Source organism: Aminobacter sp. HY435 (genome assembly GCF_027568395.1).
Lineage (GTDB): Bacteria > Pseudomonadota > Alphaproteobacteria > Rhizobiales > Rhizobiaceae > Aminobacter.
The window spans coordinates 143,396-160,882 of sequence record NZ_JANKZL010000007.1 but is presented as its reverse complement, the minus strand read 5'-3'; the positions used below and the strand labels follow the sequence as shown (position 1 = coordinate 160,882).

Annotated in this window: 16 protein-coding genes; 4 read left to right on the top strand and 12 right to left on the bottom strand. The window is 65.1% G+C overall.

Going from position 1 to position 17,487, the window contains the following annotated elements:
* Window position 1: 1 nt before the first annotated feature.
* The gene (gene mutL / locus PCJ21_RS12145) at window positions 2-1,918 is read left to right on the top strand and encodes a DNA mismatch repair endonuclease MutL (RefSeq protein ID WP_269931663.1); all 1,917 of its coding nucleotides are present in this window, start codon (window positions 2-4) and stop codon (window positions 1,916-1,918) included.
* Between the two features lie 169 nt (window positions 1,919-2,087).
* The gene (locus tag PCJ21_RS12140) at window positions 2,088-2,321 is read left to right on the top strand and encodes a DUF2093 domain-containing protein (protein ID WP_269931662.1); all 234 of its coding nucleotides are present in this window, start codon (window positions 2,088-2,090) and stop codon (window positions 2,319-2,321) included.
* Window positions 2,322-2,355: 34 nt separating this feature from the next.
* Here the strand turns inward: PCJ21_RS12140 and lpxK are convergent, their stop codons facing one another.
* From lpxK to PCJ21_RS12110, 6 genes are all read right to left on the bottom strand, one after another.
* Entirely contained in the window at window positions 2,356-3,384 is a 1,029-nt protein-coding gene (gene lpxK / locus PCJ21_RS12135; RefSeq protein ID WP_269931661.1) for a tetraacyldisaccharide 4'-kinase, read from the bottom strand.
* A gap of 1 nt (window position 3,385) precedes the next feature.
* A complete protein-coding gene (gene waaA / locus PCJ21_RS12130) occupies window positions 3,386-4,702 on the bottom strand; it encodes a lipid IV(A) 3-deoxy-D-manno-octulosonic acid transferase (RefSeq protein WP_269931660.1) in 1,317 nt (438 codons plus the stop codon).
* Complete coding sequence (locus tag PCJ21_RS12125) at window positions 4,699-5,499, bottom strand: lysophospholipid acyltransferase family protein (protein WP_269931659.1); 801 nt, start codon at window positions 5,497-5,499, stop codon at window positions 4,699-4,701. Before PCJ21_RS12125 ends, waaA begins: the two co-directional genes overlap by 4 nt.
* Window positions 5,499-5,750 carry a DUF4170 domain-containing protein gene (locus PCJ21_RS12120; protein WP_269931658.1) on the bottom strand — a complete coding sequence of 84 codons (252 nt, stop codon included), beginning with the start codon at window positions 5,748-5,750 and terminating at the stop codon, window positions 5,499-5,501. The genes PCJ21_RS12125 and PCJ21_RS12120 overlap by 1 nt, the downstream gene beginning before the upstream one ends.
* A gap of 76 nt (window positions 5,751-5,826) precedes the next feature.
* Window positions 5,827-6,636, bottom strand: coding sequence for a 3'(2'),5'-bisphosphate nucleotidase CysQ (locus PCJ21_RS12115; RefSeq protein WP_442866004.1), 810 nt, complete (start codon window positions 6,634-6,636; stop codon window positions 5,827-5,829).
* A complete protein-coding gene (locus PCJ21_RS12110; protein ID WP_269931656.1) occupies window positions 6,623-7,966 on the bottom strand; it encodes a TldD/PmbA family protein in 1,344 nt (447 codons plus the stop codon). The genes PCJ21_RS12115 and PCJ21_RS12110 overlap by 14 nt, the downstream gene beginning before the upstream one ends.
* A gap of 193 nt (window positions 7,967-8,159) precedes the next feature.
* Between PCJ21_RS12110 and PCJ21_RS12105 the strand changes: the two genes are divergently transcribed.
* The gene (locus PCJ21_RS12105) at window positions 8,160-9,590 is read left to right on the top strand and encodes an MATE family efflux transporter (protein ID WP_269931655.1); all 1,431 of its coding nucleotides are present in this window, start codon (window positions 8,160-8,162) and stop codon (window positions 9,588-9,590) included.
* Between the two features lie 12 nt (window positions 9,591-9,602).
* Here PCJ21_RS12105 and PCJ21_RS12100 read toward each other — a convergent pair whose 3' ends face one another.
* From PCJ21_RS12100 to PCJ21_RS12080, 5 genes are all read right to left on the bottom strand, one after another.
* Window positions 9,603-10,424, bottom strand: coding sequence for a patatin-like phospholipase family protein (locus PCJ21_RS12100; RefSeq protein ID WP_269931654.1), 822 nt, complete (start codon window positions 10,422-10,424; stop codon window positions 9,603-9,605).
* On the bottom strand, window positions 10,421-11,779 hold the full coding sequence (locus tag PCJ21_RS12095) for a M16 family metallopeptidase (protein ID WP_269931653.1): 1,359 nt from the start codon (window positions 11,777-11,779) through the stop codon (window positions 10,421-10,423). The genes PCJ21_RS12100 and PCJ21_RS12095 overlap by 4 nt, the downstream gene beginning before the upstream one ends.
* A 4-nt stretch (window positions 11,780-11,783) precedes the next feature.
* Window positions 11,784-13,157 (bottom strand): M16 family metallopeptidase, encoded by a 1,374-nt coding sequence (locus tag PCJ21_RS12090; protein ID WP_269931652.1) that lies wholly within the window; start codon window positions 13,155-13,157, stop codon window positions 11,784-11,786.
* A 281-nt stretch (window positions 13,158-13,438) separates the two neighbouring features.
* Complete coding sequence (gene rsmD, locus PCJ21_RS12085) at window positions 13,439-13,993, bottom strand: 16S rRNA (guanine(966)-N(2))-methyltransferase RsmD (protein WP_269931651.1); 555 nt, start codon at window positions 13,991-13,993, stop codon at window positions 13,439-13,441.
* Complete coding sequence (locus PCJ21_RS12080; RefSeq protein ID WP_269931650.1) at window positions 13,993-16,134, bottom strand: pseudouridine synthase; 2,142 nt, start codon at window positions 16,132-16,134, stop codon at window positions 13,993-13,995. The genes rsmD and PCJ21_RS12080 overlap by 1 nt, the downstream gene beginning before the upstream one ends.
* 76 nt (window positions 16,135-16,210) lie before the next feature.
* On the opposite strand from PCJ21_RS12080, the gene PCJ21_RS12075 reads away from it, so the two are divergent.
* Window positions 16,211-16,663, top strand: coding sequence for a nucleoside deaminase (locus tag PCJ21_RS12075; RefSeq protein ID WP_269931649.1), 453 nt, complete (start codon window positions 16,211-16,213; stop codon window positions 16,661-16,663).
* Between the two features lie 21 nt (window positions 16,664-16,684).
* Here PCJ21_RS12075 and PCJ21_RS12070 read toward each other — a convergent pair whose 3' ends face one another.
* Window positions 16,685-17,317, bottom strand: coding sequence for a hypothetical protein (locus tag PCJ21_RS12070; protein WP_442866003.1), 633 nt, complete (start codon window positions 17,315-17,317; stop codon window positions 16,685-16,687).
* Between the last annotated feature and the right edge of the window lie 170 nt (window positions 17,318-17,487).

Sequence of the window (17,487 nt, the reverse complement as noted above, 5' to 3'; positions counted from 1 at the left end):
AATGCCCATTCGCCAGCTTTCCGAGACAATGATCAACCAGATCGCCGCCGGCGAGGTCGTGGAACGGCCAGCCAGCGTGGTCAAGGAACTGGTCGAGAACGCGCTCGACGCAGGTGCGGCGCGCATCGAGGTGGCGACATCAGGCGGCGGGCTCGGCCTGATCCGCGTCGTCGACGACGGCTCCGGCATGCCCGAGGACGAGCTTTCGCTCGCAATCTCGCGGCACTGCACGTCAAAGCTCGGCGAAGACATCCTCGACATCCGCTCGCTCGGTTTCCGCGGCGAGGCCTTGCCGTCGATCGGCTCGGTGTCGAGGCTGACCATCCGATCGCGCACCAAGACCGCCGACAGCGGTGCAGAGATCTCGGTCGAAGGTGGCCGCGTCGCCTCCGTGCGTCCGGCACCGAGCAACCGCGGCACCACCGTCGAGGTGCGCGACCTGTTCTTCGCCACCCCTGCCCGGCTCAAATTCATGAAGACCGAGCGCGCCGAGGCAACGGCCATCGCCGACACGGTCAAGCGCATCGCGATTGCCTTTCCCTCCGTGCGCTTCACGCTGTCGGGCACCGACCGCTCGACGCTGGAGCTTTCGGCCACCGGCGACGATATCGACGGCAGGCTCGGCCGCATCGCCCAGGTGATGGGCAGTGATTTCCCCGACAACTCGATCGCCATCGATGCGGCGCGTGAGAGCGTACGGCTCGAAGGCCACGTCTCGATCCCCTCCTACACGCGCGCCAATGCGTTGCAGCAATACGCCTATGTCAACGGCCGGCCGGTGCGCGACAAGCTGATCGCCTCGGCGATCCGTGGCGCCTATGCCGACGTCCTGCCGCGCGACCGCCATGCGGTGACGGTGCTGTTCCTGACGCTCGACCCGGCCACTGTCGACGTCAACGTTCATCCGGCGAAAGCCGACGTGCGCTTCCGTGACCCGGGGCTGGTGCGCGGCCTGATCGTCGGCGCCATTCGCCAGGCGCTGGCCAACGCCGGCATCCGACCGGCGACGACGGGCACCCAGGCGATGATGAGCGCTTTCCGTTCCGGCGGGCCTGCCTACGCGCATCCCGGTCCGTCAGCCAACCACCGCAGCTACAATCCGGAATTCCGCGCCACTCCCTCAGCGGGCTTCGGAGCCGACTTTCGCGCCGCGCCTTCGGCAGGCTTCGGATCCGGTTTCCGAGGAACGCCTTCCGCCAACTACGATGCCGCGCACTCGCCGTTCCGGCCGCTCGACACGGGCTTCGCCGAGGCGGAGCAGGCGAGCTTCGATGCCGGGCCGCTCCACAGCGCCGATGCCCGCGCCGGCCAGGCCGAGGTGGTCGAAGCGCTGCTGCAAACCGAGCTGGGCGCCGCACGGGCACAGGTGCATGAAAACTACATCGTCGCGCAGACAAGGGATTCGCTCGTCATCGTCGACCAGCACGCAGCACATGAGCGGCTGGTCTACGAGGCGCTGAAGAACGCGCTGGATTCGCGCCCGATCCCCGCGCAGATGCTGCTGCTTCCCGAGATCGTCGACATGCCCGAAGAAGACGCCGAGCGGCTGGCCTTGCATTCGGAAACGCTGGCCCGCTTCGGCCTTGGCGTCGAACGTTTCGGCCCTGGTGCTGTCGCCGTGCGCGAAACGCCTGCCATGCTGGGTGAAACCGACGTCACGCAACTGGTGCGCGATCTTGCCGACGAGATCGCCGACAGCGACACGGCGGATACGCTGAAGGAGCGGCTCCACGCCATCGCCGCCACCATGGCCTGCCACGGCTCGGTCCGCTCGGGGCGCAGGCTGCGGCCGGAGGAGATGAACGCGCTGCTGCGCCAGATGGAGGCGACGCCCGGATCAGGCACCTGCAACCACGGGCGCCCGACCTATATCGAACTCAAGCTCGCCGACATCGAAAAGCTGTTCGGCCGGCGGTAGATGCTGCCGGCGTCTCCAGCGCATGCGTGCTTGACCTGACCGGTGTTTTGTGGCCGTAAAAGCCTTGCCGACGCCACGCATCCGCAGGATGGGCAAAGGGCGCTCAAATGTTTATCCTGTGCGTGATCCCGAGGCCCGGGCCATGCACGACGAAGTAGAGCACTGATCGATGATGAACCGCTTCGAAGGTCCCGGCTCGCGTGAAGCCCGCATCCGCTATCTCGATGGCGACTTCCAGGTGACGAGCCCCGGCTCCTTCGTGCGCTGCGCGGTGACGGGCGATTCCATTCCGCTCGACGAGCTCAAATACTGGAGCGTGGCCCGCCAGGAGCCCTATCGCGACGCAACTGTTTCGCTGGCGCGCGAAATCGACATGAACCCGGACCTGCGCAAGCGCCGCTAACCGGGCGCCCGCCTACGCCGACTGGGTTCGGCCCTCAGCCCGCGATCTTGCGGCGGCGCCAGGCTTCCAGCGTCTCGTCGATGATGCGCTCGGCGGTATGCTCGATGTCGAAGACCGCATCGATTTCCAGAACGTTGAGGCGCTCGAGGAATTCGGCAGACGCCGCGCCATGGCGCAAGCGGGCGGCATCCTTCGACGTCGTCACCAACTCGAGTTCGCCCGCCTTCGCCGCAGCGACCAAGTCGTCCAGTTCATCGGGCAGGTAGAAATGATGGTCGGCGAAGGAGTGCGCCAATACCACCGTTGCGCCAGCCTTGGTCAGCGTGTCGAAGAATTTTTCCGGATGCCCAATGCCCGCGAATGCAAGGAAGCGGCGGCCGGCGAACGCCTTCTTCGCGCCACGCGGCTTGGCAATCGCTGAAAAGATCGGCTTGCCGGCGCGGGCCGCCTGACGCACAACCATGTCCGCCCTGTCGCCCTCGCCCATCTTGAGAACGGCGTCGGCGTAGCGCAGTTGGTCGGCCAGCTTGGCGCGCATCGGACCACCGGGGATGACGTGGCCGTTGCCCAGTCCAAAACGGGCGTCGATCACCACCAACGCATAGTCGATATGGACGCGCGCGCTCTGAAAGCCATCATCCATGATCAGGAAATTGCAGCCGCGCTCGATCAGCAGGCGCGCGCCCGCCGCGCGGTTGGCCGACACGGCGACCAGCGCATGCTCGGCCAGAAGCAACGGCTCGTCGCCGACATGCTTGGCGCTGTCATGATGCGTGTCGACCATATGCGGCTCGGAAAAGCTGCCGCCATGCCCGCGCGACAGGATGCCGGGCACCAGATGCATACGTTTTGCCTGTTTCGCCAGCGCGATGGCGACGGGCGTCTTGCCGGTTCCGCCAACGGTGAAGTTGCCGACGCACAGCACCGGCGCGGCCACCTTTTCGCGTCTGGCGGTCTTCATGCGCCGTCCGGCGACAAGGCCATAAAGCGCCGACGCCGGGTACAGCGCGAATGCGCGCCAGTCCGGCTTTTCCCACCAGAAAGGAGGCGCTTCGCTGGCCAATTTACCTCCCGCCCGCGCCCTTGAGGCGCGATTGCACGATCAGGGGGTGGATGAAGGGCTCAAGCGCCTTGAGCGTGCGGGCGAGCGCGCCGCGCATCTCTTCCACGGTCGAGGCACTGGCAGCTATCATGTCGTGGCGGGCGATCTCGTTGCCGAGCAGGAAGTTCACCGCGCCGGCAAGCATGTCGCGATCGCGCACGATCTTGGCACCGCCGCGATCGATCAGACGTTGATAGGTGTCGCGGAAATTCTGGACATTGCGCCCGGCGAGGATGGCAGTGTCGAGCATCGCGGGCTCAAGCGGGTTTTGCCCGCCTTCGGAGGTCATTGAACGGCCAACGAAAGCGATTTCGGTCAGGCGCAGATAAAGCCCCATTTCGCCGATCGTGTCGCCGAGCAGAATATCCGTGTCCGGCATGATGCGATCGCCGGTGCTGCGGCGCGCGACGTTGAGGCCCATGCCCGTCAACTCCGCCGCCAGATCCTTGCCGCGACCAGGATGACGCGGCACGATTGTGGTCAGCAGGCCGCGATGACGATTGCGCAACATGGCGTGCACTTCGGCCGCCACGACCTCTTCGCCTTGATGCGTGGAGATGGCCGCCCATGTCGGGCGACGTCCGATCTGGCGTTTGACCATTTCAAGCGCTTGTTCATCGACAGGCGGAGGCGCCGTATCGACCTTCAGATTGCCCGACACGGTCACCGGTCGGGCGCCCAGCGCGCGAAACCGTTCGCCGTCGACCTCGGACTGGGCGACCACATGGGCCATGTTCTCAAACAGAGCCTCGGCGATGTAGGCGCGCTTCTTCCACGACTTGAACGAGCGATCCGACAGGCGGCCGTTGACCAATATCTGCGGAACCCGGCGCGCGCCGAGCTCAAGAATGGTCATCGGCCAGATTTCGGATTCGGCGATGATGGCGAGGTCGGGATGCCAATGGTCGAGGAAACGGCTGACCGCCGGCTTGAGGTCGAGCGGCACATATTGATGGATGATGCGATCTCCCAGACGCTCCTCCGCCACCTGCGTCGACGTCACCGTTCCGGTGGTCAGCACGACGTTGATGCCATAGCCCAGGATGCTTTCGATCAGCGGTACAACCGCGATGGTTTCACCGACGCTGGCCGCATGAAACCAGATCAACGGACCATCCGGCCGGTCGCGGCTGGCGATACCGTAGCGCTCGCGCCGCCGGTTCTTGTCTTCCTTGCCTTTAGAGGCCCGCCAGGAAACATAGCCGCCGACGAACGGATAGGCTGTCGCTCCGGCAAACCGGTAGGCGCGAAGCAGCGTGCGAGCCCAGCGTTCGCTCATTTTTCGCCATCCACCAGGCGGTACGCCTGCTCGGTGGCGTAGTCGATGGCAGCGGTCAGTTCCAGGCGCTTGCGCTCCATTTCGGCGTCGTCGGCGTCGGCGGAAACCTCGATCAACGGCGCGACATAGATCGCGCTGCGACCAAAGGGCAGATTGATCGTTGTCTTGTCCCAGCTTTTCTCGACCACCTTGCGCCGGCTGGTGGCGACGGCCGCCGGGGCGATCGGCCGCCCCGAAAGGCGCGCGAGCAGAATGATGCCCATGCCGGCGTCGCGCGGCGTTCCGTGGGGAATGTCAGCGATCATGCAAACGTTCTTGCCCGCATCGAGCGCCTTTTTCAGGGCGATGAGAGCCGTTGCCCCGCCCTTTTCAAGCTTGCTCTTGGTCGAACGACCGCCGGACCCGCGAACGGCGTCGATGCCGAACTTCTTGATGACCAGCGCATTAAGCTCCGCATCGGCGCTTCGCGACACCATGGCGACGAGCTCGCGACCGCTCGGATAGAGCGCCGGAGCGAGCAGATGCTGGCCGTGCCAAAGCCCGACGATCAACGGCTCGCTATCAGCATAGGTGCCGCCCGAAAGCTCGAACGAACCCTTCACCAGCGGATTGGTCACGCGAACGAAGCGCATCGCGCCGGCAAACAGGCTGGCAAGCGCTGCCTTGGCGAAACGCGACTTCGCGAGCGGCTCGCGAATGCGGCGCCAGACGTTCTTGGTCGGCGCGGCCTTGGCCTTGGCACGCTTCTTCTTCGTCGCGGGCCTGACGGCCGACGACGCTATGCGAGACTGCTCCATCAATTCTGACCGGGCGCCTTCGCGTCCGGCTCGAGCAGCCGATGGAGATGCACGACGAAGTAGCGCATGTGGGCGTTGTCGACGCTGGCCTGAGCCTTCGACTTCCAGGCCAATTCGGCCGACTTGTAGTCGGGATAGATGCCCACGATGTCGAGCGCGTCGAGATCGCGGAACTCCGTGCCGCCCAGCGTTTTCAGCTCGCCACCGAACACCAGATGCAAAAGCTGCTTCTTACCGTCTTCTTCGGCCATCTGCTTCCTTAATTCATCATATCAGGGGTCCGCTTGGTCTAGACCAAAGCGGGCCGTTTTGGAACAGGCTCCAGCGCTATCGGCTGTCGAGCCTTTCGAGCACCGCCGCCATGGCCTGCAACAGCTCACCGCTGCCGGCCATCAGCGCCCCGTGGACTATGTTCGCGCCGGCGAATGCAGGCCTGCGGCCGCGCCCGTCGAGCAACTGCCCGCCAGCCTCGGACAATATAAGCTCGGCCGCCGCGATATCCCAGTCATGCGCGCTCGGCTTGACGAAACTCGCGTCGAGCGCGCCGCTTGCGATCATCGCGATGCGGTAGGCCAGCGATGGAATGTATGCTTCGCGCTCGAGCCTTGCCTGCCATTCCTCGGGCAGCTTGTCTATCATCGGTTTCGGTCCGGCAATGCGCAATCGCTCGCCCCCGGCCTTCAGCCTGATCGGAGCGCCATTGAGGAAGGCCCCTCCATCTGCGGTAGCCCAGTATGTCTCGGCACGGGCGGGACATTCGAGCACGCCGGCAAGGGAACGGCCATCTTGAACCACGGCGACGCTGACGCACCAGGCGGTGCGGCCTTCGACGAAACCGCGGGTGCCATCGATCGGATCGACGACAAACGTGCGGGGCGCCGAGAGCCGGTCGCGATTGTCGGCGGTTTCCTCCGACAGCCAGCCATAGTCTGGACGGGCGGCAAGCAGCGTCTCGCGCAGATACCGGTCGGCGGCGTAGTCGGCTTCGCTGACCGGCGAATCGCCGGTCTTGAACCAGACTTCCGGGCTCTGGCGGAAATAGCCCATGGCGATACGCCCGGCTTCGGCAGCGGCCTGACGAAGCAGTTCGAGATCGGCCATAACGCCTTCTTTGTCGGCTAGATCAGTTCCCGGCAAGGGTCATGCCTTCGATGAGCAAGGTGGGGGCCGCGGTACCGTAGTTGCGGTCGAGATCGCTGGCCGGAACCATGCGCAGGAACATGTCCTTGAGATTGGAGGCGATGGTCACCTCCGATACTGCCCAGGCGAGTTCGCCATCGTCGATCCAGAAGCCCGATGCGCCGCGACTGTATTCGCCCGTCACCATGTCGACGCCCTGGCCGAACACCTCGGTTACGTAGAAGCCGCTTTTCAGCGAACGAATGAGCTCTTCCGGCGACTTGTCGCCCGCCTCGATGGAGAAATTCGTCGACGTAGGCGACACCGAGGATCCGCCGCGCGCACCGCGCCCGTTGGTGACGAGCCCGAGTTCGCGGGCCGCTGATGTCGACAGGAACCAGTGGTTGAGAACGCCGTTCTCGACCATCTTCAGCGTCGCGCCCTCGACACCCTCGCCGTCGAACGGACGCGATGCCTGGCCACGGCGCTTCAGAGGCTCGTCGATGGCGGTGATTGCCGCCGATGCCACCTGCTTGCCCATCATGTCGCGCAGGAAGCTGGTCTTGCGAGCGACCGAAGCGCCATTGATGGCGCCGGCGAGATGTCCGGCGATACCGCGCGCAACACGGGGATCGAAGATCACGTCGACGGGGCCGGTCGCCGCCTTGCGCGCGTTCAGCCGCTTGACGGCGCGTTCGCCGGCCTTGCGGCCAATGTCCGCCGCCGCGTCGAGATCGGCGAAATGGATGCGTGAGGAATATTCGTAGTCGCGCTCCATCGCCGTGCCCTCGCCGGCAATGACGCTGGCCGAGCGCGAAAAGCGCGATCCGACGTAGTGGCCGACAAAACCGTGCGAGGTGGCAAGCACCAGACCGCCCAGGCCGGCGCTTGCACCGGCGCCGGATGAGTTGGTCACGCCCTTGACCGCAAGCGCTGCCTCTTCGGCGGCGAGGGCGTCTTCCTTCAGCTGTTGCGCGGATACGACGGTATCGTCGAACAGATCGAGGTCGCGCTGCGATCTGGCGAGCAGCGATGCGTCAGCCAATCCCTGATAAGGATCCTCCGGAGATACCTTCGCCATTGCGACGGCGCGCTCGGCCAGAACCTTCGGGTCGGATGCCGCCGTGGCGGAGACACTGGCCACGCGCTGGCCGACAAACACCCTCAGCGACACGTCTTCGCTTTCGGAAGCGCCGGTGCCTTCGACCTTGCCGAGGCGGACAGAGACACTTGCCGAACGGCCTCGCACCGCAACCGCGTCGGCAGCATCGGCCCCGGCCTTCCTTGCGGCTTCGACCAGGCTCGCCACGCGATCGGCCAGTTTTGCGGCGTCATTCGTATCGTTCATTGGTGTGTTCCGGTTGCTGCCGCGTCGGGGCACGGCCCATACCACCCATCTATTGTCCCCACCCCGCTTGTGCAATGGGCGGGTGCGTGTTCAAACGGCGAGACTTGGGGTCAAGTGCGCCGTTGCGGGCGCCCGACGTTTCCCCAAAGCCTTGAATCCGCGCATCGGCGCCGAATCATTTCGGGAATTCGACATGTCCAACCAGGCCAGGGCTGCATCGACGGCGAAGTTCACCACCGGCTCGACCATGCGCCACGTCGTCGTGATGACCGGCACCGGCTCGATCGGCCTGATCGCCATCTTCATCGTCGACGCACTCAACCTGTTCTACATATCGCTGCTCGGCGTCGAGGAACTGGCGGCGGCGATCGGCTTTGCCTCGACGCTGCTGTTCTTCACCGTGTCAATCTCGATCGGCTTCACCATCGCCTGCAGCGCACTCGTCGCCCGTCGCCTTGGTCGCAACGAGCGCGAGGAGGCAGCAAGAATGGGTGGCGCATCGATGGTCTTCATGGGGCTCGCCACCTTGCTGGTGACGTTGGCGACGCTTCCCTTCCTGCGGCCGATGCTGTCGCTGCTCGGCGCAACCGGCGACACCCTTGAGCTGTCCACACGCTTTTTGTTGATGGTGCTGCCGTCGTTTCCGATCATGGCGCTGGGCATGTGCACGACCGGCATCCTGCGCGGCGTCGGCGATGCCAAGCGGGCGATGTATGTGACGCTGGGCAGCGGCGTGGCCGCCGCTATCTTCGATCCGCTGCTGATCTTCGGGCTGGACCTGGGGCTCGACGGCGCAGCTATCGCCACCGTGCTTTCGCGCGCGGTGATGCTGCTCATCGGCCTGCACGGCGCACATGTCGTGCACAAGCTGATCCGCCTCCCCAACGTCAGTGGCCTGCGCGAAGCGGTACGGCCGTTCTTCGCCATCGGCGTGCCGGCCATGCTGACCCAGGTGGCGACGCCTGTCGGCAATGCTTACGTCACCATCCAAATCGCGGCCTTCGGCGACCAGGCCGTCGCAGGCTGGGCGATCATCGGCCGACTTGTGCCGGTAGCGTTCGGCGTGATCTTCGCATTGTCGGGAGCGGTCGGGCCGATCCTCGGCCAAAACTACGGCGCTCGGAAGTTCGATCGGCTGACCACGACGATGCGCGATAGCCTGGTCTTCACCATCGGCTACGTGCTGGTCGTATGGGGGCTGCTGGCCATCTTTGCCAATCCGATCGCCAACATCTTCGGCGCACAAGGCATCTCGCGCGAACTGATCGTCTTCTTCTGCCACTTCGCCGCCGGTAGCTTCCTGTTCAACGGCGCGATCTTCGTGTCGAGCGCGGCCTTCAACAATCTCGGCTATCCGACCTATTCGACGGTGTTCAACTGGGGCCGCTCGACACTGGGCGTCATTCCCTTCGTCTGGGCCGGGGCGCACTATTGGGGCGCCATCGGCGTCATCGCCGGCTGGGGACTGGGCGCGGTGGTGTTCGGCGTGGTGTCGATGGTGGTGTGCTTCAGGGTGGTCAAGGCGATCGCCAGTGAGCCGCTGCATGAGGACGTGCCAATCCCCGCCCCGCCTCCGGCAGCGCAATCGCCGTTCTCAACGGGCAAGGCCTCGACCCTGCCGTAGTAGCCCCGGCTGCTACTGCAACAGTTCGTCGACGGCTTGCTTGAGCTCGTCCTTGATCGCCACGGTCTCAGCCATCAACTGGTCGATCTTGAGGAAGTCCAGCGCGCGGAAGCGCGACACCGGCGGACGCAGGAAGATGTCCGGCTGGCTCTGCCCGAGCTTGTTGGCGATGATCGATTGCATCATCAACTGGCTCGCACCGAACATCAGGTCGATGGAATTCGGCTGCTTGCGCTCATTTTCGAAAGGTGCGCCAACGACATCGATGGCAATCGTGTAGTCGGCCATGCCGTCGAGCAGGTCGAACGGCACCGGATTGTAGATGCCGCCGTCGATGTAGAGCGTATTGCCCCGCGTCACCGGCTTGAACACCGCGGGAATCGCCGCCGACGCCGCCAAAGCCGATATCAGCTCGCCATTGTCGAACACCGCCAGGCAATGGCCGTAATAGTCGGTCGCCGTGACCTTGAGTGGCGTCTTCAGCTCTTCGAACGTCGCCGGAAGCGCCTCGGGCAGGAATGCCTTGAGAATGCGTTCGACATTGAACTGGGTCACCCGGATGCCGCTTTCGACCATTTCCGAAAGCGTGCCAGGCCGCGCCTTCCACATGCGGCTTGCCACTTCGGCCGGCCGGCCGAGTACGGCGCGGGAATGCTCGTGGATTTCCTTGCCGCTCAATCCGGCGGCCATGCCGGCGCCCATGATGGCACCGATCGAGGAGCCGGCGATCGCCACCGGCCTGATGCCCAATTCGTCCAGCGCCTCGATGACGTGGATGTGGGCAAGGCCGCGCGCGCCGCCGCCGCCGAGAGCGAGTGCGAAGGTCGCACTCACCCCTTCGAACCCTCGGCCAGCTTCGGGCCAAGGATCATCACCGCCGGCTCGGCCGTCAAAAGCTTGCGGGCGACTTCCTTGACCTGGTCGAGCGTGACGGCATTGATGAGATCGATACGCTTCCGCATGTAGTCAATGCCCAGTTCGTCGGTCTGAAGATCGACGAGCGTGGCAGCGATCGCTCCCGAAGAGTCAAGATTGTTGATGGCGTAAGCGCCGAGCATGTACTTCTTGGCGGCCTCGAGCTCGGCCTCGGTCGGCCCTTCCTCCGCCATCTTGCGCACCACGTCGCGAATAACGCCGAGCGTTTCGCCGGCCCTGTCGGAGCGGGTTGCCGTCGAGATGATCAGCGCCGACGAATGCTCCTGGTTGGCCAGCGCCGAGCTGACATTGTAGGCAAGGCCGCGCTTTTCACGCACTTCCTCGAACAGTCGCGACGAGAACGTGCCGCCACCCAGAATGTGCTCCATCAGAGCGGCCGCGAGGAAATCGGGCGCATCGCGCGGCACGCCGGGGTAGATCAGCTGCAGCGAGGTCTGTGGCAATGGATATTCGACCTGCACGGTCTGGTCGAGCTTGGGTTCGACCCGTTCGACCGGGCGCAGGTCCGACTTTTCCGGCAAGTCGCCGAACACCTGGTCGAGACGCTTCTTCAGGGTCTCGGCATCGATCGCGCCGACCACGGCGACATGCAGGTTGTCGCGGGCGAAGTTCGCCTTGTGGAAGGCCCGAAGATCGTCGGCGGTAATCGTCGCCAGCGACTTTTCGGTGCCTTCGTCGGGGCGGGCATAGGGGTGGTTGCCGTAGATCGCTTCCGACCACTTGCGCGCGGCCTGGGTCTGGGGATCGCGAGCGTTGGCAACGATGCCGTTGACGATCTGCGAACGGATGCGGTCGATGGGCGCCTGATCGAAGCGCGGCTTTTCAACGGCCAGCTTGAGCAGTTCGAAGGCTTCGTCCTGGCGGTCCGCCAGCATGCGCATCGAGCCGCCGATGCCGTCATTGCCTTCGCTGAAGCGCATCTCGGCGCCAGCGTCGTCGAGCCGAACCTGGAAGGCGTCGCTGTCGAGTTCTCCGGCGCCCTCGTCGAACAGGCCGGTCATCAGGTTGGCGAGGCCTTCCTTGCCGGCCGGATCCTGCGTGCTGCCGCCGTCGAACAGGAAACGCATGGCGATGATCGGCACGGAGTAATCCTCGACCAGCCAGGCGGTGACGCCCTTGTCGGACTTGACCTCCTGGATCTTGACCTCGGCGCGAGCGGCGACCACGGCCGGCAAGAGCATGCACAGCACGGCGAGCGTCAGCGTCGCCGCCGACACAAGCGGCCTGAAACGGGTTGTCATGGATGTGGTCATCGGATCACTTCTCGACTGATTTTGCCGGAAGCAGGTAGCCGGCCACCGAACGATCGGGATTGAGGTACTTGGCGGCAACGGCCTTGATCTGCTCGGGCGTCACGGCGCGAATGCGGTCCGGCCACCGGGCGATGTCCTCGACCGAGCCGCCGGTCGCCAGCGTGCTGCCGTAGATGTTGGCCATGCTCGCCTGGTTGTCGCGGGCAAAGATCATCGAGCGGACGAAACGGTCCTTGGCCTTGTCGAGCTCGTCCTGCGTCACGCCGTCGTTGATGATGCGGCGGATCTCGACGTCGACCGCCTCTTCCACCTGCTGCAGCCCGGCTTCGCCCCGCGGCCCGCCATAGACGGTGAAGCTCGTGTCGTCGACCATCGTCCCTTCGAAGAAGGCGCCGGCCGAAGACGCGATGCCGTCCTTGACGACGAGCCCCTGATAGAGCCGGCTGCGGTTGCCGCCCCCGAGGATTTCGGAGAGCAGGTCGAGCGCTTCGGCCTCGCCGTCCTTGGCGGTCTGGTATGAAGGCACCAGCCAGGACTTGGAGAAGCTCGGAACGCTGACGCGCTCGTCGGTCAGCTCGACCGTGCGCTTGGTGTTCTGCTCTGGTTCCTTGGGCCGCACCCGCGGCGGCAGATCAGGCCCGCGGGCGATCTTGCCATAGGTCTTCTCGGCCATCGCCTTGACGGCTTCCGGCTCGACGTCGCCGGCGACCACCAGGATCGCATTGTTCGGCGCATAATAGCGATTGTAGAACTCGGTCGCGTCGACGCGGTTGAGCTGCTCGATTTCCTGCATCCAACCGATCACGGGGATGCGGTAGGGCTGGTTCTGGTAGAGCGTCGCATCGACCTCTTCGTTGAGCAGCGCGCCGGGGTTGTTTTCGATGCGCGAGCGGCGCTCCTCGAGAATGACGTCCCGCTCCGGACCGATCACGGCATCGGTCAAAACCAGGTTGCGCATCCGGTCGGCTTCGAAACTCATCATGGTTTCAAGCGCTTCGGGCGCAACCGTCTGGTGGTAGGCGGTGTAGTCGTAGGTCGTGAAGGCGTTCTCGGAGCCGCCGATCTCGGCGACCTTCTGGCCGAACTCGCCAGCCTTGTGGTTGGTGGTGCCCTTGAACATCAGGTGTTCGAAGAAGTGGGCGATGCCCGACTTGCCCGGCGGTTCGTCGGCGCTGCCGACCTTGTACCAGACCATGTGGGTGACAATCGGCGCGCGATGATCGGGGATGACCACCACCTGCATGCCATTGTCGAGGGTGAAGCTGGAGACCGCCCAGTCCTTGCGCGGCGCCTCGGCCAGGGCCGGCGCGGCGATGGCCAGGCCTAGAGCAAGCACTGCCGGCAGCGAGCCTTTGGCCCGCAAGAATCCCAATATCATCGACTGCCTCTGAATGTGTACGTGCCCGCCTTATAGGCCCGGGCACGAAGCAGCAGGAAGTGAATTGTTCGTAATGTAGCGGGCAGAACGCGGCTGAAGTCAGGCGAACGCAAGCATATTCCATTGTCTGCAGAGCGCTAATCGTCGCGACGGGGTAACGGCACGGCTTCCGCAACTCGGCGCAGGAACGCTGTACATTCAAGCGGTGCTGGAAGCGCCTTTTTTCGAGGCGACGTTCGACGACAGCCACGAGCCGATCAGGCAGTGGCGGTGGCGCCGATTCAGGCTGCCTCGAGAAAGCGGATTACCGTTTCGCCGTACGACCGTTCGTCGACGACGGAAAAGCCCGGACCCGGCTCGAAGGCAACTGACGCGGTCTCTTCGACAACGCAAAGCGCACCGGGCGCGAGCCAGCCGCCGTCACGCGCCGATTTCAGGGCGCGTTCGCCAAGGCCCTTGCCATAGGGCGGGTCGGCGAAGACCAGTCCGAAAGGCCCGAGCGTGCCGGCATCGCCGAGGCCGGTGGCGTCGCGGCGGAAGATCTTGGTCCGGCCGGTCAGCCCGAAAGCCTCGACATTGGTGCGGATCAGGCCCCGGCCTTCGGCCGATTCCTCGATGAAGACGCAATAGGCGGCGCCGCGCGACAGCGCCTCGATGCCAAGAGCGCCTGTGCCGGCGAAAAGGTCGAGCACACGCGCGCCTTCAAGCCGGCCGCCGAAGCGGTGGGCAAGCATGTTGAACACCGCCTCGCGGGTACGGTCGGTGGTCGGACGGATCGCGTGATCGCGCGGCGTGGCCAGAGCACGACCACGCAATTGCCCACCGACTACCCGCATCAGCTACGGCCGCCCTTGCGCGGTCCGCCCGAACGTCCGCCACCATCGGGACGGTCGCCCCTCGGCTTGTCGAAACGCGGCTTGTCGGCGCGCGCCTTGTCGCGAGGCGGCCGCGAAGCGGCTTCGGCCTTGGACTTTTCGCTCAACGGGCGAGCGCCCGGCGCCATCCACACATTGGCCTTGCGCGCGCCGGGGGTTTCGAACGGCTTCTTTTCGCGGTCGTCGCCCTTCTTGCCGCCGAACTTCTTGTCGCCAAAGCCAGGCTTGTCGCCAAACCTGGGCTTGTCGCCGAACCTGGGCTTGTCGCCGAAGCTCGGACGCTCGGTCGACAGGCGGCCAAGCACGTCCTCGCGATGACGCTCGCGGTCGCGCTTGCGGTTCTTGATCAGGCCGCCCTCGCCGATGTCGAGGCGCGCAGCACGCGGGGCGCGGGGAGCTTCCTCTGCGCTGCGTTCCTCGCGACGCAGAGTCGGCTTGTTGGAGAACGGCTTGACGATGTCGGCGTCGAAATTGGCGCCGGACTCCTCGATCAGCCGCTCGCCAAGCTGGTCGCGCAGCATCTTGCCCTTGATTTCCTGGACGTGTCCCTCGGGCAGTTCGCCGAGCTGGAACGGTCCGTAAGAAATGCGGATCAGGCGGTTCACCTCGAGGCCGAGCGCGCCGAGGATGTTCTTGACCTCGCGGTTCTTGCCTTCGCGCAGGCCGATCGTGATCCAGGCGTTGCTGCCCTGCTCACGATCGAGCGTCGCCTCGACGGCGCCGTAGAACACGCCGTCGACGGCAATACCGTCCTTGAGGCCGTCGAGCACCTTCTGCTCGACCTTGCCGTGGACGCGAACGCGGTAGCGGCGCAGCCAGCCGGTGGCAGGCAACTCGAGCACGCGCGACAGTCCGCCATCGTTGGTCAGCAGCAGCAGGCCCTCGGTGTTGATGTCGAGGCGGCCGATGGTCATCAGGCGCGGCAGTTCCGAAGGCAGAACGTCGAAAACGGTCTTGCGGCCCTCGGGATCGCGGTTGGTGGTAACCACGCCCGCCGGCTTGTGGAACAGGAACAGCCGGGTGCGCTCGATCGGCGGAATTTCCATGCCGTCGAGGTGGATGACGTCATCGGCCATGACGTTGAAGGCCGGCGAAGACAGGATCTTGCCGTTGACCTTGACGCGGCCGGCCGCAATCAGTTCCTCGGCGTCGCGGCGCGAGGCGATGCCGGCACGCGCCAGGCGCTTGGCGATACGCTCGCCCGGCTCAGGAGCCTCTTCAGTCCTGCGCGGGCGGGGCTTGAAGCCCTCTTCCCTGGGGCGACGATCGCCTTCGGGACGGGGACGAAACGCCCTCGCCTCGCCGCCTTCGCGCTTCTCGTAAGGCCTGCCGCCTTCGGGACGGGGGCCAGAACGGAACGGACGGTCGCCACTTGCGGGCCGTGCCTCGCCGTCGCGTGGGCGGAACTCACGATGAGGACGCTCGCCGCCTTCGGCCGGACGTGCGCGATAGGGCTTGTCGCCGCCAAACGAGCGGCCGCCTTCGCGCTTTTCGTATGGCTTGCCTTCTGGACGCGGTCCCTTGCGGAACGGACGCTCGCCGCCCTCGGCGCCGGCTTCGCCGTCGCGCGGACGGAATTCACGACGTTCGCCGCCTTCGGCCGGACGCGCGCGATAGGGCTTTTCGCCGCCAAAGGAGCGGCCGCCTTCGCGCTTCTCGAACGGCTTGCCATCCGGGCGCGGTCCCTGGCGGAACGGCCGATCGCCACTTGCAGGGCGTGCTTCACCATCACGTGGGCGGAATTCGCGATGCGGACGCTCACCGCCCTCGGCGGGACGGGCGCGATACGGCTTGTCGCCGCCAAGCGAGCGGCCGCCTTCACGCTTCTCATAGGGCTTGCCCTCAGGGCGCGATCCCTTGTGGAACGTGCGTTCGCCGCCTGCGGGCCGGGCGTCGTCGCGGGGGCCGAAATCGCGTTTGGGACGATCAGGACGATCACCGCCGCCGGCAGCGGCCGGGCGCGGTGCATACGGCTTCTTGGCAAACGGCTTGCCTGCGCCATCGGCGCGCGGCTTGCCGAATTTCTTTGCTCCCGCGTCGCGGTTGCCCGCGCCGCCGGGTTTGGATCCGCCCTTGCGGAATTTTTTTCGATCGTCGTCCATGGTGGCCTTTGCCCTTTTCGGCGGCTAGATAACAGGAAGCTCAGGGGTTAGCGAGGGGTAACAGGATGGTTAAGGCGTGAAGCGGCCCGATTTCATGGCGTTTGCCTTTGCCGAAGCCGAAGCCGCTGCCGCTCGCGGCGAGGTTCCAATCGGCGCTGTCATCGTCAGCGGCGGCGAAATCATCGCCCGCGCCGGCAACCGGACCCGCGAACTGAACGACGCCACTGCCCACGCCGAAGTGCTGGCAATCCGCGAGGCATCCGAAAAACTCGGCTCCGAGCGGCTCACCGGCCACGATCTTTATGTCACGCTGGAACCCTGCACGATGTGCGCTGCGGCCATTTCATTCGCGCGGCTGCGGCGGCTTTATTTTGGCGCCGCCGATGAAAAGGGCGGCGCAGTGGTCAGCGGTGTGCGCTTCTTCGCCTCGCCGACCTGCCATCACGCGCCCGACGTCTATCCGGGAATAGGCGAAACGCGGTCAGCAGAAATACTGAAGGGCTTCTTCAAGGACCGGCGTGACCTCTAGCCGCGCCGTACCAGGCCTAGATCAGAATGGCCACCAGCTGCTGCCCTTCTTGGCCAGCTTCTTCTTGCGGCGTTCCTTCTTGATCTCGTCTTCGCCGAGTTCGTCCTGGGCCGCGCTGGTGGCAGCCTGGCGATAGGCGAGCGGCGGCTCGCTCAAATACTTGCGGCTCGTGATGCTGCCCTGCTTGTTCTCGCGCAGGCGGCGTTCGATCTCGGCCTTGCGCTGCGCAGGCGTCCACTTGCTCATGTCCGGTCCGTTGAGCGCGGACATGTCATTGACGACCTGCGGCTCGAAGTTCGGATTGTCGCGATTCTTGGTCGCGTCGTCGCGAATGCGGGCACGGCGCGCCTCGGGCGATTCGGGCCAGTCCGCGCTCGCGGTCTGCACGATGTTGTCCTGCGGCGCGGGCAGCGCGGCGGCCTGGCCAGCCTTGGGCTTCACCAGTTCCGGCCGCGGCTTGTAGTCGATGTTGTTGGTCTTCGGCTTCAACGACATGACGTTGGTCAAGTCGGTGGCAAGCTGCTCGGTCGCAGACTTGTCAGTGCCGTAGGTGGGCGCGCTCATGCAGCCCGTCAGCGCGAGGCCGGAAACGGCGAGCGATGCATACATAGCTGCGCGCGCGCTGATGCGGTCCGTCATGCCAAGAATTTTCACTCGAACGCCTCTCGCTAGATGCCGGTTTTGAGCCGGGCCCCGATCCGTGTTGCTCATCCGACGGAAATCCGGCGACATAATGTCTGCCGAAGATTTGCGCTTTTACCTTAACGAGCCGTCAAGGGCAACGACCGGAGGACTGTCGCCGTCCGGTCGTTGCATTTCAGTCA